The 23,388-nt window shown below is 72.2% G+C and carries 23 protein-coding genes; 8 read left to right on the forward strand and 15 right to left on the reverse strand.

Annotated features, from left to right (window positions below):
• Nucleotides 1-65: 65 nt before the first annotated feature.
• On the forward strand, nucleotides 66-1,538 hold the full coding sequence (locus tag ABZ928_RS07385; RefSeq protein WP_361515696.1) for a M1 family metallopeptidase: 1,473 nt from the start codon (nucleotides 66-68) through the stop codon (nucleotides 1,536-1,538).
• A gap of 15 nt (nucleotides 1,539-1,553) precedes the next feature.
• On the opposite strand, the gene ABZ928_RS07390 is transcribed toward ABZ928_RS07385, so the two are convergent.
• Together ABZ928_RS07390 and ABZ928_RS07395 are read right to left on the reverse strand one after the other, a co-directional pair.
• Nucleotides 1,554-2,462: an adenosine kinase gene (locus ABZ928_RS07390; RefSeq protein ID WP_361515698.1), complete on the reverse strand. Its 909-nt coding sequence runs from the start codon at nucleotides 2,460-2,462 to the stop codon at nucleotides 1,554-1,556.
• The gene (locus ABZ928_RS07395; protein ID WP_361515700.1) at nucleotides 2,459-2,947 is read right to left on the reverse strand and encodes a macro domain-containing protein; all 489 of its coding nucleotides are present in this window, start codon (nucleotides 2,945-2,947) and stop codon (nucleotides 2,459-2,461) included. The genes ABZ928_RS07390 and ABZ928_RS07395 overlap by 4 nt, the downstream gene beginning before the upstream one ends.
• A gap of 82 nt (nucleotides 2,948-3,029) precedes the next feature.
• Here ABZ928_RS07395 and ABZ928_RS07400 point away from each other — a divergent pair, with 82 nt between their 5' ends.
• On the forward strand, nucleotides 3,030-3,758 hold the full coding sequence (locus ABZ928_RS07400; RefSeq protein ID WP_361515702.1) for a MerR family transcriptional regulator: 729 nt from the start codon (nucleotides 3,030-3,032) through the stop codon (nucleotides 3,756-3,758).
• Here the strand turns inward: ABZ928_RS07400 and ABZ928_RS07405 are convergent.
• A complete protein-coding gene (locus ABZ928_RS07405; protein WP_361515704.1) occupies nucleotides 3,735-4,460 on the reverse strand; it encodes an SDR family oxidoreductase in 726 nt (241 codons plus the stop codon). The two genes, ABZ928_RS07400 and ABZ928_RS07405, sit on opposite strands and share 24 nt — an antisense overlap.
• A 178-nt stretch (nucleotides 4,461-4,638) precedes the next feature.
• On the opposite strand from ABZ928_RS07405, the gene ABZ928_RS07410 reads away from it, so the two are divergent.
• Genes ABZ928_RS07410 through ABZ928_RS07420 form a run of 3 tightly spaced genes read left to right on the forward strand, consistent with a single transcriptional unit; the run spans nucleotide 4,639 to nucleotide 8,270 of the window.
• Nucleotides 4,639-5,673, forward strand: a complete 1,035-nt coding sequence (locus ABZ928_RS07410) for an ABC transporter permease (RefSeq protein ID WP_361515705.1) — start codon at nucleotides 4,639-4,641, stop codon at nucleotides 5,671-5,673.
• Nucleotides 5,674-5,728: 55 nt separating this feature from the next.
• The gene (locus ABZ928_RS07415; protein ID WP_361515707.1) at nucleotides 5,729-6,799 is read left to right on the forward strand and encodes a sugar ABC transporter substrate-binding protein; all 1,071 of its coding nucleotides are present in this window, start codon (nucleotides 5,729-5,731) and stop codon (nucleotides 6,797-6,799) included.
• Between the two features lies 1 nt (nucleotide 6,800).
• Entirely contained in the window at nucleotides 6,801-8,270 is a 1,470-nt protein-coding gene (locus ABZ928_RS07420) for a sugar ABC transporter ATP-binding protein (protein WP_361515709.1), read from the forward strand.
• A gap of 127 nt (nucleotides 8,271-8,397) precedes the next feature.
• On the opposite strand, the gene ABZ928_RS07425 is transcribed toward ABZ928_RS07420, so the two are convergent.
• From ABZ928_RS07425 to ABZ928_RS07450, 6 genes are all read right to left on the reverse strand, one after another.
• Nucleotides 8,398-9,141 carry an IclR family transcriptional regulator gene (locus ABZ928_RS07425; protein WP_361515711.1) on the reverse strand — a complete coding sequence of 248 codons (744 nt, stop codon included), beginning with the start codon at nucleotides 9,139-9,141 and terminating at the stop codon, nucleotides 8,398-8,400.
• A 104-nt stretch (nucleotides 9,142-9,245) separates the two neighbouring features.
• Nucleotides 9,246-10,874: a thiamine pyrophosphate-binding protein gene (locus ABZ928_RS07430; protein WP_361515713.1), complete on the reverse strand. Its 1,629-nt coding sequence runs from the start codon at nucleotides 10,872-10,874 to the stop codon at nucleotides 9,246-9,248.
• Nucleotides 10,875-10,991: 117 nt separating this feature from the next.
• Nucleotides 10,992-13,172: a 3-hydroxyacyl-CoA dehydrogenase NAD-binding domain-containing protein gene (locus ABZ928_RS07435; RefSeq protein WP_361515714.1), complete on the reverse strand. Its 2,181-nt coding sequence runs from the start codon at nucleotides 13,170-13,172 to the stop codon at nucleotides 10,992-10,994.
• A 44-nt stretch (nucleotides 13,173-13,216) separates the two neighbouring features.
• Nucleotides 13,217-14,431, reverse strand: a complete 1,215-nt coding sequence (locus ABZ928_RS07440; RefSeq protein WP_361515716.1) for an acetyl-CoA C-acetyltransferase — start codon at nucleotides 14,429-14,431, stop codon at nucleotides 13,217-13,219.
• 34 nt (nucleotides 14,432-14,465) lie between these two features.
• The gene (locus ABZ928_RS07445; RefSeq protein ID WP_361515718.1) at nucleotides 14,466-15,608 is read right to left on the reverse strand and encodes an acyl-CoA dehydrogenase family protein; all 1,143 of its coding nucleotides are present in this window, start codon (nucleotides 15,606-15,608) and stop codon (nucleotides 14,466-14,468) included.
• On the reverse strand, nucleotides 15,605-16,747 hold the full coding sequence (locus tag ABZ928_RS07450; RefSeq protein ID WP_361515720.1) for a CaiB/BaiF CoA-transferase family protein: 1,143 nt from the start codon (nucleotides 16,745-16,747) through the stop codon (nucleotides 15,605-15,607). Before ABZ928_RS07450 ends, ABZ928_RS07445 begins: the two co-directional genes overlap by 4 nt.
• 190 nt (nucleotides 16,748-16,937) lie before the next feature.
• On the opposite strand from ABZ928_RS07450, the gene ABZ928_RS07455 reads away from it, so the two are divergent.
• Nucleotides 16,938-18,116: a saccharopine dehydrogenase NADP-binding domain-containing protein gene (locus ABZ928_RS07455; RefSeq protein ID WP_361515722.1), complete on the forward strand. Its 1,179-nt coding sequence runs from the start codon at nucleotides 16,938-16,940 to the stop codon at nucleotides 18,114-18,116.
• Between the two features lie 26 nt (nucleotides 18,117-18,142).
• Here ABZ928_RS07455 and ABZ928_RS07460 read toward each other — a convergent pair whose 3' ends face one another.
• Entirely contained in the window at nucleotides 18,143-18,319 is a 177-nt protein-coding gene (locus tag ABZ928_RS07460) for a hypothetical protein (protein WP_361516174.1), read from the reverse strand.
• Between the two features lie 62 nt (nucleotides 18,320-18,381).
• Entirely contained in the window at nucleotides 18,382-19,080 is a 699-nt protein-coding gene (locus ABZ928_RS07465; RefSeq protein ID WP_361515724.1) for an endonuclease V, read from the reverse strand.
• Nucleotides 19,081-19,117: 37 nt separating this feature from the next.
• Between ABZ928_RS07465 and ABZ928_RS07470 the strand changes: the two genes are divergently transcribed.
• Complete coding sequence (locus ABZ928_RS07470) at nucleotides 19,118-19,414, forward strand: YciI family protein (protein WP_361515726.1); 297 nt, start codon at nucleotides 19,118-19,120, stop codon at nucleotides 19,412-19,414.
• Between the two features lie 4 nt (nucleotides 19,415-19,418).
• On the opposite strand, the gene ABZ928_RS07475 is transcribed toward ABZ928_RS07470, so the two are convergent.
• Both ABZ928_RS07475 and ABZ928_RS07480 read right to left on the reverse strand, forming a co-directional pair.
• Nucleotides 19,419-19,745, reverse strand: coding sequence for a plasmid stabilization protein (locus ABZ928_RS07475; RefSeq protein WP_361515728.1), 327 nt, complete (start codon nucleotides 19,743-19,745; stop codon nucleotides 19,419-19,421).
• 48 nt (nucleotides 19,746-19,793) lie between these two features.
• Nucleotides 19,794-20,981, reverse strand: coding sequence for an oxidoreductase (locus tag ABZ928_RS07480; protein WP_361515729.1), 1,188 nt, complete (start codon nucleotides 20,979-20,981; stop codon nucleotides 19,794-19,796).
• A 247-nt stretch (nucleotides 20,982-21,228) separates the two neighbouring features.
• Here ABZ928_RS07480 and ABZ928_RS07485 point away from each other — a divergent pair, with 247 nt between their 5' ends.
• Entirely contained in the window at nucleotides 21,229-21,642 is a 414-nt protein-coding gene (locus ABZ928_RS07485) for an SsgA family sporulation/cell division regulator (RefSeq protein WP_361515731.1), read from the forward strand.
• Between the two features lie 81 nt (nucleotides 21,643-21,723).
• Here the strand turns inward: ABZ928_RS07485 and ABZ928_RS07490 are convergent, their stop codons facing one another.
• Together ABZ928_RS07490 and ABZ928_RS07495 are read right to left on the reverse strand one after the other, a co-directional pair.
• The gene (locus tag ABZ928_RS07490; protein WP_361515733.1) at nucleotides 21,724-22,560 is read right to left on the reverse strand and encodes an isocitrate lyase/phosphoenolpyruvate mutase family protein; all 837 of its coding nucleotides are present in this window, start codon (nucleotides 22,558-22,560) and stop codon (nucleotides 21,724-21,726) included.
• A gap of 137 nt (nucleotides 22,561-22,697) precedes the next feature.
• Complete coding sequence (locus tag ABZ928_RS07495) at nucleotides 22,698-23,357, reverse strand: GPP34 family phosphoprotein (protein WP_361515735.1); 660 nt, start codon at nucleotides 23,355-23,357, stop codon at nucleotides 22,698-22,700.
• Between the last annotated feature and the right edge of the window lie 31 nt (nucleotides 23,358-23,388).

Genomic DNA, 23,388 nt, shown 5'->3' on the forward strand with positions numbered 1-23,388 from the left:
GGGTGGGTCCACAGGGACTGAATAGGCTGCGAACAGACTTCGGTCCCCTACGACTTGGAGCTTTCGTGCACCGCAGACTCATCGCGCCCGGAGCACTGGCCGCCGCGTCCGTCCTGCTGGCGATCCCGGCATCGGCCGCGAGCTACTCCCCTGGCGCCCCGGGCATCGGCGACCCCTACTACCCGGCCTACGGCAACGGCGGATACGACGTCTCGCACTACGACCTGCGGCTGAAGTACCAGCCGGCCACGGACGAACTGGAGGGCACGGCGACGCTGCTGGCCCGTACCACCCAGGATCTGTCGCGGTTCGACCTGGACTTCCTGCTGGACGTCAGCGAGGTGCGGGTCAACGGTGCGAAGGCGTCGTTCACCACCTCCGGGGAGCACGAGCTGGAGATCACGCCCAAGTCGCCGCTGGCGAAGGGCACTTCGGTGACCGTCGTCGTGCGGTACAGCGGGGTGCCGTCGTCCAAGCAGGCGTACGGCTTCACGAGCTGGCACCGCACCCCGGACGGCGGGGTCGGCGCCAACGAGCCCGAGTCGGCCTGGTGGTGGTTCCCGAGCAACGACCACCCGCTCGACAAGGCCACCTACGACGTGTCCGTGCTGGTGCCGGACGGCAGCCAGGCCATCTCCAACGGCACGCTCCAGTCGACGAGTTCACGCCTCGGCTGGACCCGCTACAACTGGCGGTCCAACAAGCCGCAGGCCACGTATCTGGCGACCCTGGCTGTCGGGAAGTTCGACATCACCACGGGGACGACCGAGAGCGGTATTCCGGTCATCAACGCGTACAGCAAGGACCTCGGCGACAACGCGGGGGCCGCGCGGGCGAGCATCGAGCGGACCGGTGAGGTCGCCGACTGGCTGAGCGGGTACTTCGGGCCGTACCCGTACAACGCGCTCGGCGGGTATGTGCCGAACACGACCACGGGGTACGCGCTGGAGACGCAGACCCGGCCCTTCTACAGCCCCCGCCAGTTCGCGAACGGGTCCAACGTCTCCGTGGTCGTGCACGAGCTGGCCCACCAGTGGTACGGCGACCTCGTCTCCGTCGCCGGGTGGAAGGACATCTGGATCAACGAGGGCTTCGCCCGGTACGCCCAGTGGCTGTGGTCCGAGCACGAGGACGAGGGCACGGCCCAGGAACTCGCCGACTACGTGTACGCCGCGCACCCGGCCGACGACCCGTTCTGGACCGTGAAGCCCGGTGACCCGGGGCCGGACAACCAGTTCGACATCGCCGTCTACGACCGGGGCGCGCTCGCGTTGCAGGCGCTGCGCAACGAGATCGGCGACGACGCCTTCTTCGCGATCCTGAAGGGCTGGCCGCAGAAGTACGCGTACGGCAACGCGTCGGTCGCCGACTTCCGGACCTACGCCGAGCAGATCTCCGGGCAGTCGCTGTCGGCGCTCTTCGACACCTGGCTGTTCCAGCCGTCGAAGCCGGCGGCGCCCGCGGCGGTGCGCACGTCGGTCGCGCCTGTGCAGCCGAAGTCCTGGAAGAAGATCGCGGCGACGAACGACGTGCACTGAGCGCCTGCCGGGCCCCTAGCGCGGCGCTGTGGTCGCCCGCGTCATGAGCTCGGCGCGACTGATCGGGTTCGTCTCCGTCGACGGGACCGTGCACGCATGGGCCCCTGCCACCGCTCCGTACTGGGCGCAGCGGTGCGGGGGTTCCCGGTTCAGCCAGCCGTAGAGGAATGCGGCGGCGAAGGCGTCGCCGGCGCCGTTGGAGTCGATCACCGGTGCCGGCGGCGGCGTGGCGGGTATGTGGGTCAGTTCGTCGTCGGCCAGCAGGTAGGCGCCCTTGGCTCCGGCCGTGGCGACGACCACCTCGGCCCGGCCTCGGTCGGCTATGCGGCGCATGGTCAGCTCGGGTCGGGACAGGGCGGCCGCCGACAGGAAGACGACGTCGGCGGCCAGGGCGAACGGCTCGTGGTAGGGGTTCTCGCCGTCCCAGTCGTGCAGGTCGGTGGAGAGGGTGACCCCGGTGTCGCGCAGGACGGGCAGGGCGTGGGCGCACGGCTGGGTGATGGACACGTGCGCGTGCCGGCTCCGCTCGGCCAGTGCCCGGACGGTGGGTTCCGGGAGCCGGTCGTCGGGGTGGCCGCGGCTGACGTCGTACAGGGACAGGCGTCGCCCGTCGGGCCCCACGAGGTTGACGGCGCGCTTGGTCCCGGCGGGCTGCGGTACGGCGGTGAGGCCGATGCCCCGGTCCCGGTGGAGGGCGCGGACCAGGTCGCCCTCGGGGTCGTCGCCGAGCATGTCGAGGTGGTGCGTGCGCAGGCCGAGCGCGCTGAGCCCGACGGCGACGAAGTCCCCGGTCTGGCCCGCGCGGGTGCGGATCCCGGAGTCGATCATGTAGCTGTCCGCGTAAGGCAGCGGCAGCTCCGGTACGTGGATGATGGTGTCGACGCCCGCGCCGCCCAGCACCAGAACGTCGATGTCCTTGCTCAACTCCGGCTCTCCCCATGGTCGTAGACCGTGACGGCGACCCCTCGCGCGGTCAGCCGCTCGGTGATGAGCGGCTCGACGCGGGACCACTTACCCCCCGCAAGGCCGCACCCTATCCGTGGCATGTGCACGGAGGCGCCGAGCTCGGCGGCCTTCCCGGCGAGCTTCTCCAGGGCCGCGTCGATCGCCTCGTAGCGCACCGGGACGCCCTTGCTGCCCGTGCGTGTCCCCCGCTGCCCGACCATGTTGGCCACCCACACGTACGGCTCGACCCGCACGAACTGGACGGCCCCGAGGCCGAAGTCGTTCGACGCGCGCCCCCGGTGCCAGGCGCGGTACGCGGCCTCCGGCTGCGGCCAGCGGCGCGACAGCGCGAGCACGAAGCCCTTTCCCCATCCCCCGATGTCGTTGCAGACATGGGCGATCACCTTGACGCCCTTCACCGACGGAGCGGTGGCGTCCCCCCTGATGTAAGTGATCTCCGACATGACCCCACCGTAGAGGCCGCCACTGACAACGGCGGTGGGTGTGAGGTTTCACAGTATTGGTGAGACAGCGATACTGCTGCACATGACGACCGATACCGACGAGACCGCCCTGACCATCGACGAGCTGGCCGCGCGGGCCGGTGTCACGGTGCGTACGGTGCGTTTCTACGGCACCAAGGGGCTGCTGCCGCCGCCGGTGATCGGTGCGCGGCGGGTGGGGCACTACGGGAGCGAGCATCTGGCCCGGCTGGCGCTGATCGAGGAGTTGCAGCACCAGGGCATGACGCTGGCGGCGATCGAGCGCTATCTGCGGCAGCTGCCCGCGGATCTCAGTCCGCACGATCTCGCGATCCACCGCGCGGTCGTCGCCTCCTGGGCGCCGGACACGGTGGAGACGGTCACCCGGCAGGAGCTGGAGCGGCGGGCCGGGCGGGCGCTCGGCGACGAGGACGTGGAGCGGCTCGCCGCGATGAACGTCGTGCGGGCGGACGGGGACGGGTTCCGCTGCGACGCGGGGCTGCTGCGGCTCGCCGTGCGGCTGCTCGACGTACCGCTGTCGCTGGAGTCGATCCTCGCGGCGCGGAGCGTGCTCATCGAGCATTCGCGGGCCGCGGCGCACGAGTTGGCGGAGCTGTTCCGCGGGGAGGTCGCGGAGCGGGACACGCAGGACGTGAAGTCGCTGTCCGCCCATATGCATCCGATCGTGGTGCAGGCGCTGCTGACCACGTTCCAGCGGTCGTTGAAGGAGGAGCTCAGCGAATGGGTGCCCCTGCTCGGCGACGGCTCGTCACAAGTAGGCGGATCCTCCTGACACGTTGAGCGTCTGGCCGGTCAGGAAGCCGCTGCCCTCGTCGACCACGTACAGCAGCGTCGAGACCAGGTCGGCGGGTTCCTGGGTGCGGGCGACGGCCTGGCCCGCGCGTACGGACTCGAAGCCGCCGTCCGCGCCGACCGTGCGTTCGGCGGTCGCGGTGCGGACCATGGTGGGCGCGATGGCGTTGACGGTGATGTCGTACGGGGCGAGCGCGGTGGCCAGCGCGCGGGTGAAGCCGATCAGGCCCATCTTCGAGGCGACGTAGGGGACCATCGTGGACGGTGCGGTGAACACGGCCGCGGAGGCGATGTTGACGATACGGCCCCACCCGGCGGCCTTCAGATACGGCAGTGCCGCCTGCGTCACCAGGAACGGGGCCTCCAGGTTGACGCGTATGACGCGGCGCCAGTCCTCGGCGGTGGTCTCCTCGAAGGGCTTCGACGGGTAGACGCCGGCGTTGTTGACGACCACGTGCAGGGTGCCGAACTGGTCGATGACGCGCTCCAGTTCGGCGCGTACGGCCTCCTCGTCGGTGACGTCCGCGACCAGTTCCAGATAGTCGAGGATCTTGCCCGCGGTCCGCGGCTGCGCCACGAGGTCGAGTCCCGCGACCCGGTAGCCGCGCCCGGCGAGCGCGATGGCGAACTCCTGCCCGAGGCCCTGTGCCGCTCCGGTCACCAGGGCGGTACGCGTCTCCATGCGCCGAGTGTGACGACCCGTCAGGCACCGGGCAAGAGCGCATTTCACTCGCTGGAACGCCCGTGTTGCCGCCCGGCCCCGGGGGGCCGACGCTGCGGCCAGCCGCCTTTGGGGGCAGCCGCGAAGGGCAGCCGCCCTGGGGCGGCCGTCAGCGCCAGCCGTACGGGAGCCGTGCCCGATGACCGAGACCGAGCGTGCCGTGGACGACGCCGAGCGCGCCCGCGAACAGGACGCCCCGGCACGGCGGTGGTGGCCGTTGCCGTGGCCCCACCGGCTGGTGCGGGACGAGTTGGGCGTGCTGCTCGTGCTGGGGCTGCTGGTGGTGGGGATCGGGATCCCCTACCCGGACTTCTTCGACACCGACAACCTGCTGTCCACGGCCCACAATTCGGTCTACATCTCGCTGATGGCGTGCGGGATGGTGTTCGCGCTCGCCATGCGCGAGGTCGACCTGTCGGTGGGCGGCACGTACGCGATGGTCCTGGTCGTCGGGGCGCTGCTGGTGCGGGACGGGTGGGCGCCCTGGCTCGCGGTGCCGGTGATGCTGGTGACCGGGATCGTGCTGGGCGTGTTCAACGCGCTGGTGACGACGCTGCTGGCGCTGCCGTCGTTCATCGTGACGCTGGGCACGCTGATGCTGTTCCGGGGTGTCGGCCTCGCGCTGGCCGATGGCAAGCAGATCACCGATCTGCCGCTGGACGACTCGTTCTTCACCTTCGCGGGCGGGGATCCGGGCGGGGTGCCGTTCGCCCTGTGGGTGCTGCTCGTCGTGGTCGCCGTGCTGGCCGTGGTGCTCACCCGCACCCGTTTCGGGTCCCGGGTGCGGGCCATCGGCTCCAACCCGGACGCGGCCGCGTTCAGCGGCATCCCGGTCGTGCGCACCCGCGTCCAGGCCCTGGCGCTGTCCGGCCTGACCACGGCGTGCGCGGCGGTGCTCGCCCTGGCGTTCTACGGTGCCGGCGACCCGACGCTGGGCCAGGGTTACGAGTTGCAGGCCATCGCCGCGTGCATCATCGGCGGCACCCCGCTGGCCGGCGGGCGCGGCTCGGTGGTCGGCGCGGTGGCGGGGGCGATGATCCTGTCGGTCGTGGCCGCCGGGCTCGTGTTCTTCGAAGTACCCATCAACTGGACGTCGTTCGCGACCGGCGGGGTCATCCTCGTCGCGGTCGCGGCGGACAGCGCGCTGCGCCGGACCGGACGCCGGCGGCGATGAATCCCCGCTCGAAGGCGCCGAAGTGCCCCTGTGAGCCGCCCCTTTGGAGGCCTTGATGCACCCTCGATTCCGTACGGTGGCCGCCGCGCTCGGCGTCCTGGTCCTGCTGGGCGCCGCCGGGTGCGGCGAGAGCGGGGGGTCGGGCGGCGGCAAGGGCGGCAAGCTCGACATGGGCATCGCGGTGGCCAACATCTCACTGAACTTCGCCCACGAGATGGTGCTGGGCGCTCAGAGCGCGGCGGACCACGCGAAGAACGTCGACTTCCAGGCGGTCGGCCCGCCCAACACCGACGGCCCGGCGGAGGTGCAGCTGTTCCAGAACCTCCAGACGACCGCCAAGGACGGCATCGTCCTGGAGAACCTCGACCCGCCGATCTTCACCCGCCCCGCCGCCCGGGCCGTCGACAAGGGCATCCCGGTCGTCGCCCTGGACACCTCCCCCACCGACGGCAGCAAGGTGAACTTCTATGTGGGCAACGACAATTACGCCCTCGGCGAGCTGATGGCGAAGGAGGCCCTGAAGCGGCTGGGCGACGACCCCGAGGGCGAGATCGTCATCGGCGTGCCCAACCCCGGGACGCCGGTGCTGGACAACCGGGCGCAGGGCATCAAGGACACGTTCACCAAGGAGGCGCCGGACGTGAAGGTGCTCGGCCCCTTCCAGACGTACAGCGATCCCGGCCAGAACTACAGCTCCTGGTCCGCGCAGGTCAACGCGCATCCGGACGCGCTGGCGTTCCTCGGTGTCGGGGACGCCGACAGCTACAACCTCGCCAAGATCAAGAAGTCGAAGGGCGGGAAGTGGCTGACGGCCGGCTTCGACGTCGACCCGAAGACCCTGGAAGCGGTCAAGGACGGCTCCAACTTCGTCGCCATCGACCCCCAGCACTTCCTCAAGGGCTACCTCTCGACGGCGATCCTGATCGAGTCGGTGCGCGACAAGGACGGGAAGCTCCCGGACGGCTGGTTCCTGTCCCCCGGCGGGGTCGTCGACTCCTCCAACATCGACGACATCATCGCCCGCCAGAAGTCCCCGGAGGCGGCGTACGACTGGTACAAGCCGACGATCGACAAGCTGCTCGGCGACCAGGAGGGACAGCTGCACCCCTTGAAGGACGCGCGCTGAGATGACGTACGGCGACATCCTCGTGGCCCAGGGCCTGGTCAAGTCCTACGGCGGAGTACGGGCGTTGGACGGGGCCGGGATACGGCTGCGGGGCGGCGAGGTGCACGCCCTCGTCGGGGAGAACGGGGCCGGCAAGTCGACGCTGGTGCGGATCCTGTCCGGGTCGCTGACGGCGGAGGAGGGGGCGGTGCGGCTCGCGAAGGACACCCGGATCGCCACCGTCTCCCAGGAGTTGAGCCTCTTCCCCGACCTCACGGTCCGGGAGAACCTCTTCCCCCACCGTCCGCCGCGCCGCCTCGGCCTCCTCGACCGGGGCGCCATGGACCGGGCGGCCCGGCCGGTCCTCGCCGAACTGGGCCTGGACGTCGACCTCGGCACGGAGGTCGGCGAACTCCCCCTCGCCGACCAGCAGTTGACGGAGATCGCACGGGCCCTGCTGCGCCGCCCCCGGCTGCTGATCCTCGACGAACCGACCTCGGCGCTGCCGGCCGCCGCCGTCGACCGCCTCGAAGGCATCCTGCGCACCCTGACCGGGCGGGGCATCGCCGTCCTGTACGTCACCCACTTCCTGGAGGAGGTGATGCGGTTCGCCCAGCGGGTCACGGTGCTGCGGGACGGAGAGGTCGCGCTGGCCGGCGTGCGGCGCGCGGACCTCGATGTGCCCGAACTGGTCACGGCGATGCTGGGCGGCCGGCCCGAGCAGCGGGCACGCCGGACCCGGACCGTGGTGGACCTGCCACCCCCGGTGGTGCTGTCGGGGGTGAGCGTGCCGGGCCGGCTCGCGGACGTGACCTTCACCGTGCGGGCGGGTGAGGTGGTCGGGTTCGCGGGGCTGCAAGGGGCGGGCCATCTCTCGGCGTTGGAGGTGGTGTGCGGCCGTACGGCCGTCTCGGCGGGCCGGGTGGACGTCGGCGGCCGGGGCCTGCCGCACTCGCTGCGGGACGCGGTGCGGTCGGGGGTCGCCTTCGTGCCGAGCGACCGCAAGCGGTACGGGCTGATGACCGACCGTGAGGTGTGGGAGAACACCACGTCGGTGAGCTGGCTGGCCCTCGGCCGGGGCGGCATCGCGCCCTCACGCTCCGAACTGGTCCGCCGTACCGCCGAGTTGACCGGGCGACTGCGCCTGCGGGGCGGACCGCACGACGTGGTGGGCCGCCTCTCCGGCGGCAACCAGCAGAAGGTCGTCTTCGCCAAGTGGCTGGCCACCGACCCGAGGATCGTCGTCCTCGACGATCCGACCCGGGGCGTCGACGTCGGTGTACGCGCCGAAATGCACTGCATCGTGGGCGAGTTGGCGGCGGGCGGCGCGGCGGTCCTGATCGCGTCGACGGACCTGGCGGAGCTGACGGAGGTCTGCGACCGGGTGCTGGTGTTCGTGCGGGGCAGGGTGACGGGCGAGATCCACGGGGCGCACCTGACGGAGCACGCGTTGGCGGTGGCGATGCAGCAGGGGGCGTCGGCGCCGGGCTGAGGTCGGGGGCGGGCTGAGGTCGGCGCCGGGCTGAGCGTGGGTGATTGGCAGATCTGTTCCAGAGCAGGCTGCTGTGACCTGCGGCTTTACGGGCGGGGTGTGGAACAGATCTGCCAATCACCCACGCTCACGCCGACAAGGTCCGCGTCAGCGCCCTCGCCGCCGCGCAGACGCTCGCTCCGACCCTCGCCACGTCCAGCCGTCGCGTGCCGCCCGTCACCGAGATCGCGGCGATCGGGCGGGAGTCGCGGCTGTGGGCGTAGACCGGGGCGGCCACCGCCGAGACGCCGATCTCGGCCTCCTCCAGGTTGACGCCGAAGCCGCGGGCCCGGGTCAGGGCGAGGTCGCGGGCGAGTTGGCCGGGGAGGACCAGGGTGCGGGGGGTCAGGCGGAGCAGGGTGCGGTGGAGGGGGCGGGGGTCCTGGGCGAGGAAGACCTTGCCGGTGGCGGTGCAGTGGGCGGGGAGGCGGCCGCCGGTGCGGGAGACGATCGGGGTGGCGCGGCGGCCCGTGATCTTCTCCAGGAACAGGGTGTCGGTGCCGTCCGGGACGGCGAGGTGCACGTTCTCGTGGGTGGCCTCGTGCAGATCGCCGAGGTACGGCAGGGCGGCGTCCCGGAGTTCGCAGACGGACGGCGCGGACTGGCCGAGGACGAAGAGGCCGAGCCCGATGCGGTACCTGCCGTCCGGGGTGCGTTCGACCAGGCCCAGGCGGACCAGTTCGCCGATCAGCCGGTGCGCGGTGGGTTTCGGGAGGCCGGTGCGCAGGGCGAGTTCGGCGAGGGTGAGGGCGGTCCCGGCGTCCCCGCAGGCGCGCAGCAGGGTCACTCCGCGTGCGAGCACCGACTTGGGCAGAGGACCGTCGTCCGTCATGGACCGAATGGTGGGGCTTGGGTGGGCGGGTGGCAAGGTGTGCGTCGCTGTGAGTGGCGGATCATCTCCTCAGCGGTATCCACTCGTGACCTCGGCGGTACCTGTCACGACCGCAGCGGTACGTCGACCAGCAGCGGCCCCTTCAACTTCCCTGCCCCCGCCACCAGTTCGCGCAGATGCTCGGCGCTCTCGGCGCGTACCGCGTCGACGCCGAAGAAGGCTGCGGCCTGGGTGAAGTCCAGGGCGCCCAGGTCGGTGCCGGGGCAGGTGCCCAGGCCGCCCATCGCCTCGTAGGTGTCCTGGAGGGTGCGGTAGGCGCCGTTGCTCATCACGACGAACAGGACGGGGGCGGACTGGCGGGCGGCGCTCCAGAGGCCCTGGAGGCCGAACAGGGCGCAGCCGTCGCCGAGTACGGCCACGACGGGGCGCCCGGGTTCGGCGAGCGCGCGGCCGACGGCGGCGCCGATGCCCCAGCCGAGGCCGCCGCCGACGGTGTGGGTGTAGCTGCCGGGGCGGTCGAGGCGTACGAGGCGGCGGAGCAACAGCCCTACGGTGATGGCCTCTTCGACGACCGCGGCGCCGGGCGGCAGACCGCGGGCGACGGCGTGGGCGGCGGCCCAGGGGGCGAGGGGGGCCGGTGAGTAGGCGGCGCGGGCCGCGGACTCCGCGCGGTCGCGGTCGGCGGTGTGGCGTTCGCCGGCGCGCAGGGTGCGGCCCTTGGCGGTGTGAGCGGGGACGCGTTCGCGCAGGAGGTCGGCGAGGCGGTGGAGGGACGGGGTGAGGGAGCCGACCAGGCCGGCCTCGGCGGGGAAGTTGCGGCCGATCTCGTCGGGGTCGGAGTCGAGTTGGACGACGGTGAGGCCGGGCGGCAGCGCGGGGCCCGGGGTGTAGTGGTGCGGGGTGAAGGCGTGGGCGCCGGCGATGAGGAGCACGTCGTAGGGGGCGAGCGCGGCGCGGATGGCGTCGTGGCGGGGTGGCAGCATCCCGGCGTGGAGGGGGTGGGTGGTCGGGAAGTTCAGACAGTCGGCCATCGGCTGGTGGTGCACGGTCGCCCCGCAGGCCTCCGCCGCGCGGACCAGGGCGCCGACCGCGTCCTCGCGGCCGACTCCGTCCCCGGCGACGATCACGGGGCGGGCGGCGCCGCCGAGGAGGACGGCGGCGCGTTCGATGCCGGGGGCCGGTCCCGGCGGGGGCGCGGGGGTGGGGGCCGGGATCTCGACCTCGGTGTCCTCGGCGAACACGTCCATGGGAACGGACAGGAACACCGGGCCCGCGGGCGGTCGTACGGCCAGGGCGAAGGCGCGACGCAACGCCAGCGGGAGATCGCGGGCGTGCTGGACGTCGTACGCCGCCTTCACCGCGGAGGCCGCGAGGCCGACGAGGTCGCCGGAGAGCATGGGGTCCTGCTGGAGGTGGCGGCGGTCCTGCTGGCCAGCGGTGACCACGAGGGGGGTGCGGGAGCGGCGGGCGTTGAGGAGGCCGATGAGTCCGTTGGCCAGCCCCGCGGCGATGTGCAGGCTGACGAAGGCGGGGCGGCCGGTGGCGCGCGCGTATCCGTCGGCCATGGCGACGACGGCGCCCTCGTGGACGCCGAGGACGTACTCGGGGGCGTCCTCGGCCTGGGAGAGCGCGGCCAGGAAGGGCAGTTCGGTGGTGCCGGGGTTGCCGAAGACGCGGTCCACGCCCTCGCCGCGGAGGATGTCCAGGAAGGCGAGGGCGGGACGGGTTCCCATGAGGGCTCCTCGGTGGGGACGGGGACCGGTTCGCAGGTCAGCGTCGGGGCACCGTCCCCCGAGGAGCAAGCGTGACGTGTCGCTCAGCGGTACGTCACCGGGTGTCGGCCGGCGTCGTCAGCGTCCGTCGGTGAACGTCTCCCCCTTCTCCGCCTTCTCCACCAGCAGCGCGGGCGGCGTGAACCGCTCCCCGTACCGCTCGGCGAGCTCACGCGCGCGTGCCACGAAACCGGGGAGGCCACCCTCGTAGCCGTTGATGTACTGGAGGACGCCGCCGGTCCAGCCCGGGAAGCCGATGCCGAAGACGGAGCCGATGTTGGCGTCGGCGACGGAGGTCAGGACGCCTTCCTCCAGGAGCTTGACGGTGTCGAGGGCCTCGGAGAAGAGCATGCGTTCCTGCATGTCCTTGAACGGGATCTCGGCGCCCGCGCGCGTGAAGTGCTCGCGCAGGCCCGGCCACAGGCCCGCGCGCTTGCCGGTCTCGTCGTAGTCGTAGAAGCCCGCTCCGCCGCTGCGGCCCGTCCGGCCGAACTCGTCGACCATGCGGTCGATGACGGCCTCCGCGGGGTGCGTGGGCCACACGCCGCCCGCCTCCTCGACGGCCCGCTTGGACTCGTTGCGGATCTTGCGCGGGAGGGTCAGCGTCAGTTCGTCCATCAGGGAGAGGACCTTCGCCGGGTAGCCGGCCTGCGCCGCCGCCTGCTCGACCGACGCGGGCTCGATGCCCTCGCCGACCATGGCGACGCCCTCGTTGATGAAGTGGCCGATCACGCGGGAGGTGAAGAAGCCGCGCGAGTCGTTGACGACGATCGGGGTCTTCTTGATCTGCCGGACCAAGTCGAAGGCGCGCGCGAGGGCCTCCTCCCCCGTCCGCTCGCCCTTGATGATCTCGACGAGCGGCATCTTGTCGACCGGCGAGAAGAAGTGCAGACCGATGAAGTCCGTCTGACGCTCGACGCCCTCCGCCAGCGCGGTGATCGGGAGGGTCGAGGTGTTCGAGCACAGCAGCGCGTCCGGCTCGACGAGGTGCTGGATCTCCTGGAAGACCTTGTGCTTGAGTTCGGGGTTCTCGAAGACGGCCTCGATGACCGCGTCGCAGCCCGCGACGTCGGCGGGGTCGGCGGTCGGCGTGATGCGGGCCAGCAGGGCGTCCGCCTTCTCCTGGCTCGTACGGCCTCGGGAGACCGCCTTCGCGCACAGCTTCTCGGAGTACGCCTTGCCCTTGGCCGCCGCTTCCGCCGACACGTCCTTCAGGACGACGTCGATGCCCGCGCGGGCGCACGAGTAGGCGATGCCCGCACCCATCATCCCGGCGCCCAGGACGGCGACCTTGCGGACCTGGCGCGGTGCGATGCCCTTGGGGCGGTTGGCGCCGGAGTTGACGGCCTGGAGGTCGAAGAAGAACGCCTGGATCATGTTCTTGGAGATCTGCCCTGCGGCCAGCTCCACGAAGTAGCGCGCCTCGATGACCTGCGCGGTCTCGAAGTCGACCTGGGCGCCCTCGACGGCGGCGGCGAGGATGTTGCGCGGGGCCGGGTAGGGGGCGCCGTTGGTCTGCTTGCGCAGGGTGGCGGGGAAGGCGGGCAGGTTGGCCGCGAACTTGGGGTTGGCGGGGGTGCCGCCGGGGATGCGGTAGCCGGGCTTGTCCCAGGGCTGCCGCGACTCGGGGTTGGCCTCGATGAACGCGCGGGCCTTGGCGAGGAGCTCCTCCTGGGTGGCGGCGACCTCGTGGATCAGGCCGTTCTGGAGGGCGCGCTGCGGGGTGTACTGGGTGCCCTGGAGCAGCACCTTCAGCAGCGCGTCGGCGATGCCGAGGAGGCGGACCGTACGGGCGACGCCGCCACCGCCCGGCAGCAGGCCGAGGGTGACCTCCGGGCAGCCGATCTTCGAGCCCGGAGCGTCGAGGGCGACGCGGTGGTGGCAGGCCAGGGCGATCTCGTAACCGCCGCCCAGGGCCGCGCCGTTCATCGCCGCGACGACCGGCTTGCCGAGGGTCTCGATGCGGCGCAGGTCGCGCTTGATGGCGAGGCCGCCGTCGAACAGCTCCTGCGCGGTCTCCGGCGTGACCCGGATGAGGTCGCGCAGGTCGCCGCCGGCGAAGAAGGTCTTCTTGGCGGAGGTGAGGATGATGCCGCGGATGGAGTCCTTCTCGGCCTCCAGGCGGTCGGTGACGTGCGCGAGGGAGTCGCGGAACGCCTGGTTCATGGTGTTCGCGGACTGGTCGGGGTCGTCGAGGACGAGGGTGACGACGCCTTCGCGGTCCTGTTCCCAGCGGATGGTGGTGGACTGAGTGCTCATGTGGAGGTGCTCCGTGTGATCCGTCGTATCCGTCGGGAGGGGGGTCAGATGCGCTCGACGATGGTGGCGATGCCCATGCCGCCGCCCACGCAGAGCGTGGCGAGGCCGTAGCGCTTGTCCTGGCGCTCCAGTTCGTCGACGAGCGAGCCGAGAATCATCGCGCCGGTCGCGCCGAGCGGGTGGCCGAGGGCGATGGCGCCGCCGTTGACGTTGACCTTGTCCAGGGACAGGCCCATGTCCTGCACGAAGCGCAGGACGACCGCCGCGAACGCCTCGTTGATCTCGACCAGGTCGATGTCGTCGATGCTCAGCCCGGCCTTCGCGAGGGCCTTGCGGGTGGCGGGGGCGGGGCCGGTGAGCATGATGGTCGGCTCGGAGCCGGAGACGGCCGCGGAGACGATCCGCGCGCGCGGGGTGAGGCCGTAGCGCTCGCCGACCTCCTTGGAGCCGATGGCGACCAGCGAGGCGCCGTCGACGATGCCGGAGGAGTTGCCCGCGTGGTGGACGTGGTCGATCTTCTCGACCCAGTGGTACGTCTGGAGCGCGACGGCGTCGAAGCCGCCCAGGTCGCCGATGTCCGCGAAGGACGGCTTGAGCTTGGCGAGCGAGTCGGCGGTGGTGCCGGGGCGCAGGTGCTCGTCGTGGTCGAGGACGGTCAGACCGGCGCGGTCCCTCACCGGGACGACGGAACGGTCGAAGCGGCCCTCCTTCCAGGCCGTCGCCGCTCGCTCCTGCGACAGCGCCGCGTACTCGTCGACGTCCCGGCGGGAGAAGCCCTCGATGGTGGCGATGAGGTCGGCGCCGATGCCCTGCGGCACGAAGTTGACGTTCAGGTTGGTCATCGGGTCGTTGAACCAGGCGCCGCCGTCCGAGGCCATCGGCACGCGCGACATGGACTCGACGCCGCCCGCGAGGACGAGGTCCTCCCAGCCGGAACGGACCTTGGCGGCGGCCATGTTGACGGCCTCCAGGCCCGAGGCACAGAAGCGGTTCTCCTGCACGCCCGCGACCGTGTCCGGGAGTCCGGCGGCCACGGCGGCGATCCGGGCGATGTCGGAGCCCTGGTCGCCGACCGGGCCGACCACGCCGAGGACGATGTCGTCGATCGCGGCCGGGTCGAGGCCCGGGAAGCGGCTGCGGATCTCGTGGATGAGTCCGACGACCAGGTCGATGGGCTTGGTGCCGTGCAGGGCGCCGTTCGCCTTGCCGCGGCCGCGCGGGGTGCGGATCGCGTCGTACACATACGCTTCGGTGCTCACGAGGAGGCCTTTCGGGGGTGGTCGAGGGTGAGGGTCAGCCCAGCAGGGAACGGCCGATGATCTCCTTCATGATCTCGGTCGTGCCGCCGTAGATGGTCTGGATGCGGCCGTCGGTGAAGGCCCGGGCGACGGGATATTCGCTCATGTAGCCGTAGCCGCCGTGCAGTTGCAGACACCGGTCGGCGACGCGCTTCTGGAGCTCGGTGGCCCACCACTTGGCCATGGAGGCGTGGACGGCGTCGAGTTCCCCGTTCGAGTGATCCTCGACGCAGCGGTCGAGGAACGTGCGGGTGACGGCGCACTCGGTGGCCATCTCCGCCACCTCGAACCGGATGTGCTGCTTGGTGGCGAGCGGCCGCCCGAACGCCTCGCGTTCCTTGACGTACTCGGTGGTGATCTCCAGGAGGTGTTCGGCGGCGGCGATCGCGGAGACGGCGATGCTCAGCCGCTCCTGCGCGAGGTTCGTCATCAGGTGCACGAAGGCGCCGTTGAGCCGGCCCAGGAGGTTCTCCTTGGGCACGCGCACGTCGTGGAAGAACAACTCGGCCGTGTCCTGCGCCTTCTGGCCGATCTTGTCGAGGTTGCGGCCGCGCTCGAAGCCCGCCATGCCGCGCTCGACGACGAGGAGGGACAGGCCGTGCGCGCCGCCTTCCGGGGTCGTCTTCGCGACGACGATCACCAGGTCGGCGAGGATCCCGTTGGAGATGAAGGTCTTGGAGCCGTTGAGGACCCAGTGGTCGCCGCGGTCCTCGGCGTGCGTGCGGATGCCCTGGAGGTCGGATCCGGCGCCGGGCTCGGTCATGGCGATGGCCGTGATCAGCGTGCCGTCGCAGAAGCCGGGCAGCCAGCGCCGCCGCTGCTCCTCGGTGGCCAGGCCGGTCAGATACGGGCCGATGATGTCGTTGTGCAGGCCGAGCGCGAGTCCGGGCGCGCCCGCGCGCGTGAACTCCTCGGCGAGGACCGCGCTGTAGCGGAAGTCGGCGGTGCCGCCGCCCCCGTACTCCTCGGCCACGGCGAGCCCGAGCAGGCCCTGCTTGCCGGCCGCGCGCCAGGCGTCACGGGAGACGATGCCGTCCTTCTCCCACTGCTCGTAGTAGGGCAGCACTTCCCTGGCCAGGAAGGCGCGCACCGTCTCGCGGAACGCGTCGTGCTCGGGGGCGAAGATCTGCCGCTTCATCGCGTTTCGGGGCCCTTCAGGAGGTCGGGTACGTCCCAGTCGTGCGCCACGGCCTCGGTGTGCGCGCCGGGTTGTGCGGGGCCGGTGCGTACGGCGGTCGGGGTGGCGGAGAAGCGGGGGGCGGGGGCGGGCTGGGTGAGGCCGGCGTGGTCGGTGAAGGTGCCGCGGGCGGCGAGGTGGGGGTGGTGCGGGGCCTCGCGCAGCGACAGCACGGGGGCCACGCACGCGTCCGTGCCGTCGAAGACGGTCGTCCACTCCTCGCGCGTACGGGACTTGAAGCGGGCGGCGACGGCCTCGCGCAGTTCGCCCCAGCGGGTCCAGTCCTTACGGGCCTCGGCATGCTCCGCCAGGTCGAGCAGGCGTACGAACTCGGCGTAGAACTGCGGCTCCAGGGGCCCGACCGCCATGTAGCCGCCGTCGGCCGTCTCGTAGGTGCCGTAGTACGGGCAGCCGCCGTCCAGAAGGTTGGCGCCGCGCCGGTCCTGCCAGCCGCCGGCGGCGAGCATGCCGTGGATCATCGCGGAGAGGTGGGCGGTGCCGTCGACGATGGCGGCGTCAACGACCTGTCCGGCGCCGGTGGCGCGCGCGTGGTGGAGGGCGGCGAGGACACCGACGACGAGGTAGAGCGAGCCGCCCGCGTAGTCGCCGAGGAGGTTGGCGGGGGCGGGCGGGGGTTCGCCGGGGCTGCCGATCATGCCGAGGGTGCCGGTGAGGGCGATGTACGCGATGTCGTGGCCGGCGCGCTGGGCGAGGGGGCCGTCCTGCCCCCAGCCGGTCATGCGGCCGTAGACGAGCCGCGGGTTGCGGGCGTGGCAGGCCTCGGGGCCGATGCCGAGGCGTTCGGCGACGCCGGGGCGGTAGCCCTCGATGAGGATGTCGGCGCGGGCGGCGAGGTCGAGGACGCGGGCGGCGCCGTCCGGGGCCTTCAGATCGATGATCACCGAGCGCTTGTTGCGGTTGGTGACGTCGAAGCCGGGGTTGATGGCGAGGCCCGGCCCGCCCGGCCGGTCGACGCGCACGACGTCGGCACCCAGGTCGGCGAGGAGCATGGCGGCGAACGGGCCCGGTCCGATGCCGGCCAGTTCGAGTACGCGCACTCCGGTCAGCGGTCCCTGCCCCGGCGTCGTTGCCGTTGTCATCCAGCCCCCATTGGCGTGACACAACCGATGTAACACCAGTGATGCTAAGAACCTGTTCCACTCGGCACAAGACCGAACGAGCAAGCGCTTGGACAATCACCGTTCGCCCTGCCCCGCGAGGGCGGCTCCGCACCCCTCACGCTAGCCTCGGCCACCGACAACGGCGCGTGGTGCGGAACCGAGGGGTGTCATGAGCAGGCTGAACAGGGCGGACCGTCCGTACGACATCGTGCTCTTCGGAGCCACGGGTTTCGTGGGGATGCTCACCGCGGAGTACCTCGCCGCGCACGCGCCCGAGGGGCTGCGCTGGGCGATCGCCGGGCGCAGCGAGGAGAAGCTCCACGCGCTGCGGGAGCGGCTGCCGGGCGGCGCGGAGATCGGGGTGCTGCGGGCGGACGTGGCCGATCCGGCGTCGCTGCGGGCGCTCGCCGAGCACGGGCGCGTGGTGGCCACGACGGTGGGCCCCTATGTGACCTACGGCGAGGAGCTGGTCGCCGCCTGCGCGGAGACGGGGGCGGACTATCTCGACCTCAGCGGTGAGCCGGAGTTCGTGGACCGGATGTACGTCCGGCACGACGCACGCGCGCGTGAGACGGGTGCGCGGCTGGTGCACGCGTGCGGGTTCGACTCGGTGCCGCACGACCTCGGCGCCTACTTCACGGTCCGGCAGCTGCCGGAGGGCGTGCCCCTCAGGGTGGACGGGTTCGTGACGGTGGACGCGACCTTCTCGGGCGGCACCTTCGCCTCGGCGCTGAACCAGTTCGCGCGCGGCCGGCAGATGATCGCCGCCGCGCGGGACCGCGGACGGCACGAGCCGCGCCTGGTGGGACGCCGGGCGTCCACACCGAACGGCGCGCCGCGGTACGTCGGGGAGGTCGACGCGTGGGCGCTGCCGCTGCCGACCATCGACGCGCAGATCGTGGGACGCTCGGCCCGGGCGCTGGAACGTTACGGCCCCGACTTCCGCTACCGCCACTACGCGGCCGTACGCCGGCTGCCGATCGCCGTCGGCGGGGTCGCGGCCGCGGGCGCGCTGTTCGCGGCGGCCCAACTGCCGCCCGCGCGGCGCTGGTTGTCGGACCGGCTCAAGCCCGGGGACGGTCCGAGCGCCGAGAAGCGCGCCAAGAGCTGGTTCAAGGTCCGCTTCGTCGGCGAGGGCGGCGGCCGCCAGGTCTTCACCGAGGTCGCGGGCGGCGACCCGGGCTACGACGAGACGGCGAAGATCTTCGCCGAGTCGGCCCTGTCCCTCGCCTTCGACGACCTCCCCCCGACCTCCGGTCAGGTCACCACGGCGGTGGCCATGGGCGACGCGCTGATCGAACGGCTGCGGCGCGCGGGGATCGTCTTCCGGGTGGCCAAGAGCCGCTGACCGCGCCCCAGAAGGGCCAGGTCGCCCTAGAAGGGCCAGGTCGCGACGGTGTAGATCATCCCGCAGATCCACGCCAGCCCCGCGAGCACGGCCAGGAAGAGCGCGGCCAGCACGGCGCGCTCGACGGGACGGTGGGGGTCGGCGAGGGGCTGCGGGGAGCGGTGGCGGGGCATGCGCTGCGTCGTCATGCGGTGCGTCGTCATGGGGCACAGCCTGCCGATCACGACGGGGCGTCCACATCCGTACGGATACTCAGTTCGCGTACTCAGACGGTGTCCCGCGTCGCCTCCTTGAGCGCCTTCCGGCACAGCGCGTCCGCCCGCCGAGTCGTCTCCGGGAGGCGGAACACCGGGGTCAACGCCATGGTGTGGGCGCAGGCGTTGTCGAGGCTCACGCGGTGGCCGACGGAGACGAAGACCGGCCTGACGGCCTCGCGGGTGCGCAGGGCGCGGCCGACCTCCTCGGTGCCCGCGAGCAGCGGCGAGGCGCTCCCGCGCGGGGCGCCGGGATCGTCGTACGTGAAGGTGAAGGGGTTCTTGGCGACGCCGATCGTGGGGAGCCCGGTGAGGACGCCCAGGTGGCTCGCGAGGCCGAAGCGGCGGGGGTGGGCGAGGCCGTAGCCGTCGCAGACGACCAGGCCGGGCGGGCACGGCAGGGCGTCCAACGCGGCCATGACCGTGGGGATCTCACGGAAGGCCAGCAGGCCGGGCACGTACGGGAAGGAGATCCGGCCGACCGCCGTCGCCTCGGCCACGACGTCGAGGGTCGCCGCGTCCAGCACCACCGCCGCGGCCGCCACGACGTCCCGCTCGTCGTCGTAGGCCACGTCCACGCCGGTCACGTGCCCCGTGCCGGGCGGCGGGCCCGGCTCGTCGAGCACCACCTTCGTCCGCAACTCGTCCTGGACCGCGCGGGCTTGCTCCTCGGTCGCGGGCCAGCCCGCGGGAATGCTCACGGTCTTCATGATGGCCATGAGCGTACGTCGGCGTAGGCTCGCGATCATGTTCGTACTGGAGCTGACCTACACCGCCCCGCTCGATCAGGTCGACGCCGCCCTCGCGGCCCATGTGGCGTGGCTCGACGAGCAGTACGCCCAGGGCGTGTTCCTCGCCTCGGGGCGCAAGAACCCCCGCGACGGCGGGGTGATCCTGGCCGTCGCGGAGGACCGCGCGCGGATCGAGGCGATCGCCGCGACCGACCCGTTCGTCACGGCCGGCGTCTGCGCCTACCGCGTCACCGAGTTCGCGGCGACGAAGACCGCGCCGGAGCTGGACCGGTACCGCGAGTCGCTCTCCTGAAGCCTCACTTGCCGCCCAGCGCGCGCTGGAGCTGGCTCTTGTTCATGTCCGAACGCCCGCTGATGTTGCGGCGCTTGGCCTCCTCGTAGAGCTGGTCGTAGGTCGGGCCCTGGGAGCCCTTGCCGGACCGCTGACCGCCCCTCTTCCCGGACGACATGTCCTGGGTCGAGGTGCGGCTCGCGGTCTTCGACTCCCCGGAGCGGGCGCGTTCCTTGTTGACGGTCCGCGCGGCGATCTCCTCGGCCCGCGCGGTGCTCTCGCCCCGGTCCTTCGCGCTCTGCTTGATGTGCTCGTACTGGCGTTCCCTCTTCGGGCTCGAACCACGTGGCATGGGGGCTCACTCCTTCCGCACTCGGCGACCGGGTACCCACATTCCGGATCAGCTCTCCAGCCGCGCCACGCGCCCCTTCTCGCCGGCCGCCCAGCAGCCGAGGTCGGGGGTGCAGTCGACGGTGTCGTACGAGCCCGTGTCGACCGTGCTCCAGGTGCGCCCGCCGTCGGTCGTGAGGTCGGTGCCTGTGGGTCCCACGGCGAGGGCCGCGGTACGGCTGTACGGCAGCCAGGCGACGCCCGAGCGGTAGGCGGGCGGCGGAGTGGCCGAGGGCCGCCAGGTGCGGCCGCCGTCCCGGGTCACGGCGCCGGCCTGCGGGGACGCCTGGTCGGCGCGGTAGTCGCCGCCGACGGCGAGGCCGTGGGTGCGGTCGCGGAAGGCGAGCGCGAAGACGCCCTTGGCGGGGTCGCCGGCCGGGATCGGGGTGTCCGTGGCGGTCCAGGTGCGGCCGCGGTCGGAAGAGTGCAGCACGCGTGCGCGTGCCGCTCCGCCGGTGGCCAGCCACACGTCCTTCGGACCCGAGCTCACCAGGCACTGCCCGCTCGCCGCGAACCCGGCCTCACCGTCCAGCGCGGCGGGCATGCCCTCGTTCGGCAGCACCTTCCACGAACGGCCGCCGTCACTCGTCGACAGGATGCGGAACTTCCCGTCCACCGGGTCGCTCATCGCCAGTCCGTGCGTGCGGTCGAAGAAGGTCATGCAGTCGTAGAAGGCCCGCGCGTCGGTGTTGCGGAAGGACTCGGTCCAGGTGACCCCGCCGTCGTCGGTGCGGTACACGCGGGACGCCTCGCCCTCGCCGATGGCCAGGACGACGGCCCGCCGCGCGTCGAACGCCTCGATGTCCCGGAACTGGAGGTCCGTGGTGCCCGGCGGAGAGACGTTCCGCCAGGTCGCGCCGCCGTCCGTGGTGCGCAGCACGGTGCCCTGGGTGCCGGAGACCCAGGCGGTGGTCCGGCTGACGGCGGACAGGCCTCGGAACCGTACGTCCGGGGTGCCGCTGTCCTTGAGCTCCCAGTGCGGCGCGTGGTGCGCCGGCCCTGGTGACCCCGCCGTCTCCGCCGTCGTCGTCTCCGCCGTCGTCGTCCCCGCCGTCGTCGTCCCCGCCGTCCCCGTCGCCTGTGCGGGTACGGCGGTCAGCGCGGCCAGTGCCGCCGCGCAGGCCACCCCCGCGGCCGCGGCCCGTCTGCCCGTACGTCCCTGGTGTCCCCTGCGTCGCGTGATCCCCAAGCGCCTCATGGCGGGCGAAGCTAGCCCACGCGCCCGTGGCCGTCCAGACCGCCGTCGGGCGGGGCACGGACGGGGCGGGGGGCGCCACAAGTGTCCTTCGGGGAACGGAAGGTGGTCTGCGCCACTCGTGTGCATGGAAAACGGTGACCGAGGTCACTCGACATTCGTGTACACGGATCGGCCGATTCCGTCGTCTCTTCCAATGCCGGCCTCATCCGCCCGGAAGTCAGTCCAGCCGTCACGAGGGAGCAACGCGTTGTCCACTGTCATCGAGCAGCCCGTTGAGGCCCGTCTCGTCGCCGCCGCGCCGCGGATGCCGAGCATTCCCGCGAAGCTGCGCTACGACCGTCGTGATCCGTTCGCCGTCCGTATGACCTTTCCCGCGCCGGCCACGCTGGAGGGGGTGGAGGTCTGCTGGACCTTCTCGCGTGAGCTGCTGACGGCGGGGCTGGAGAGTTCCGAGGGGCAGGGGGACGTGCGGGTGCGGCCGTACGGGTACGACCGCACTGTGCTGGAGTTCCATGCGCCGGAGGGGACCGCGGTGGTGCATGTGCGGACCGGGGAGGTGCGGCGGTTCTTGCAGGCGACTGGGGAGTTGGTGCCGGTGGGGCTGGAGCATTTGCAGCTCGACCTGGATCAGCAGCTCGTCGAGCTCATGCGGGACGCGTAACGGGGTGCCACGATCGACCGTCGGCGTCTGCGGGTTCGTTGTGGCTTGTCGCGCAGTTCCCCGCGCCCCTTTGGGGCGCGTCTACCGTGCCGTGCCCAGCAATGTGTTGAGGGTGCTGTGGTCGAGGCCGTCCTCCAGCTTCTCGTACGTGCCCAGCTCCAGCAGGTCCCTTGCCGCTTGCCGGACCAGTGCGTGTGCCGCCTGCGCGATGCTCGAACCGGCGCTCACGCGCGCGACTCCCAGCGCTGCCAGGTCCTGGATCGGCGGGGCGCCCGGGCCCACCAGGATGTTCAGGGGGCCGTCGACGCCGTCTGCGAGCAGTTTCACCGTTCCCGGGTCGACGGCCCCGGGGACGAAGATGCCGTCGGCGCCCGCGGACCGGAAGGCGGCGGCGCGTTCCAGAGTCAGGTCGACGTCTCCGGAGCCCCGCAGAAAGGTGTCGATGCGGGCGTTGATGAACAGCGGCACGCCCTCCGTGTCAGCGGCCTCGCGGGCGGCGGTGATGCGCTCGGACTGCTCGCCGATGGGGCGCAACGGGCCCGTGCCCTTCTCGTACAGCGCGTCCTCGATGTTCACGCCCACCGCGCCCGCCGCGAGCACCGCGCGGACGGTGGCGGCGACGCCCTCGGGGTCGTCGGCGTAACCGCTCTCGATGTCCGCGGTGACGGGTACGGCGACGGCGGCCACGATGTCCGCCACGACGCCGAGCGCGCGGTCGCGCTCCACCCGGTCGCCGTCCGCCGCGCCGAGGGCCCAGGCGAGCCCGGCGCTGGTGGTCGCCACGGCGGCGGCACCGGCGTCCTCGACCAGGCGGGCGCTCGCGGTGTCCCAGGCGTTCGGCAGGACCAGCGGGCGTCCCGGGACGTGCAGGGCGTGGAAGGCGAGGGCGCGGTCGCGGAGGGAGGTCTGGTTCGTCATGGCGTCCACTCAAGCAGTGGGCGGTGGGGCGGGGCTGGCAGGAATCCGACGGGTACGTCGGGCCGCCGGAGGCAGGTACGGGGGCGGCGTGAGCGCAGCCTTGGTACGACGGTCCGGCCGACCCGCCGCCCGCCGCCTCAGCCCCCTGTGGGCGCCACCACCGTGCTCAGCGCCGCGCACAGCTCCGGTACGACCGTCCGCAGCGGCGGCGTCGCCGTCGCGCTGCGCTCCACCAGTGCCTCCAGTCGCTCCTTGTGCCGGGAGCGCTCCCCGCGCGGGCCCAGGGTGCGCAGGTCGGCCGCGGCAGCCAGTACGGCGACGGCGGCGTCCCGGTCCGAGATCTCCGCGGGGTTCGCGGGCCCCTCCAGGACCTGCCGGACCTCCTCGCGGAGTGCGGCCACCACGGCCGGACGGTCCAGGGTGTACTCGACCGTCGGGAAGACGCCGAGGACCCGGCGTTTCTCCGCCCGGAGGTATCCCTCGGCGGCCAGTTGTTCCCGTACCGCTTCGAGCGTCACGCGCGCGTGGAGCGGGACCCAGCTGCGCCAGTGGTGCGGGCGGGACTCGCGCACCAGCTCCAGGAGGCCGTCGAGGACGGAGTCGCCGGTGTGGGAGTCCATGTCGGCCGGGGTGGCGATGCCGTCGTCGTCGACGAGGAGGCCGCGCCGGGCCAGTTCGGCGAGGGCGCCGGCGCGGACCAGGTGCTGGGCGTGGGTGGTGGAGGTGAGCTCGTTCCCCCCGGGGTCCCAGGCCAGCAGGAACAGCCGGGCCGGCAGCGACAGCGGGCCGTTGGGCACGGGGCCTCCTTGAGGTGCGGTCGGGTCTCAC

Origin of the sequence: Streptomyces sp. NPDC046909 (assembly GCF_040644695.1) — a bacterium.
GTDB lineage: Bacteria > Actinomycetota > Actinomycetes > Streptomycetales > Streptomycetaceae > Streptomyces.

Excerpts from the sequence above, each read along its gene's own strand:
- ABZ928_RS07395 (WP_361515700.1), bottom strand. The coding sequence starts at position 2,947 with ATGTCGGAGATCACTTACATCAGGGGGGACGCCACCGCTCCGTCGGTG.
- ABZ928_RS07400 (WP_361515702.1), top strand. The coding sequence starts at position 3,030 with ATGACGACCGATACCGACGAGACCGCCCTGACCATCGACGAGCTGGCC.
- ABZ928_RS07405 (WP_361515704.1), bottom strand. The coding sequence starts at position 4,460 with ATGGAGACGCGTACCGCCCTGGTGACCGGAGCGGCACAGGGCCTCGGG.
- ABZ928_RS07410 (WP_361515705.1), top strand. The coding sequence starts at position 4,639 with ATGACCGAGACCGAGCGTGCCGTGGACGACGCCGAGCGCGCCCGCGAA.
- ABZ928_RS07415 (WP_361515707.1), top strand. The coding sequence starts at position 5,729 with ATGCACCCTCGATTCCGTACGGTGGCCGCCGCGCTCGGCGTCCTGGTC.
- ABZ928_RS07420 (WP_361515709.1), top strand. The coding sequence starts at position 6,801 with ATGACGTACGGCGACATCCTCGTGGCCCAGGGCCTGGTCAAGTCCTAC.
- ABZ928_RS07425 (WP_361515711.1), bottom strand. The coding sequence starts at position 9,141 with ATGACGGACGACGGTCCTCTGCCCAAGTCGGTGCTCGCACGCGGAGTG.
- ABZ928_RS07430 (WP_361515713.1), bottom strand. The coding sequence starts at position 10,874 with ATGGGAACCCGTCCCGCCCTCGCCTTCCTGGACATCCTCCGCGGCGAG.
- ABZ928_RS07435 (WP_361515714.1), bottom strand. The coding sequence starts at position 13,172 with ATGAGCACTCAGTCCACCACCATCCGCTGGGAACAGGACCGCGAAGGC.
- ABZ928_RS07445 (WP_361515718.1), bottom strand. The coding sequence starts at position 15,608 with ATGAAGCGGCAGATCTTCGCCCCCGAGCACGACGCGTTCCGCGAGACG.
- ABZ928_RS07450 (WP_361515720.1), bottom strand. The coding sequence starts at position 16,747 with ATGACAACGGCAACGACGCCGGGGCAGGGACCGCTGACCGGAGTGCGC.
- ABZ928_RS07455 (WP_361515722.1), top strand. The coding sequence starts at position 16,938 with ATGAGCAGGCTGAACAGGGCGGACCGTCCGTACGACATCGTGCTCTTC.
- ABZ928_RS07460 (WP_361516174.1), bottom strand. The coding sequence starts at position 18,319 with ATGACGACGCACCGCATGACGACGCAGCGCATGCCCCGCCACCGCTCC.
- ABZ928_RS07465 (WP_361515724.1), bottom strand. The coding sequence starts at position 19,080 with ATGAAGACCGTGAGCATTCCCGCGGGCTGGCCCGCGACCGAGGAGCAA.
- ABZ928_RS07470 (WP_361515726.1), top strand. The coding sequence starts at position 19,118 with ATGTTCGTACTGGAGCTGACCTACACCGCCCCGCTCGATCAGGTCGAC.
- ABZ928_RS07475 (WP_361515728.1), bottom strand. The coding sequence starts at position 19,745 with ATGCCACGTGGTTCGAGCCCGAAGAGGGAACGCCAGTACGAGCACATC.
- ABZ928_RS07480 (WP_361515729.1), bottom strand. The coding sequence starts at position 20,981 with ATGAGGCGCTTGGGGATCACGCGACGCAGGGGACACCAGGGACGTACG.
- ABZ928_RS07490 (WP_361515733.1), bottom strand. The coding sequence starts at position 22,560 with ATGACGAACCAGACCTCCCTCCGCGACCGCGCCCTCGCCTTCCACGCC.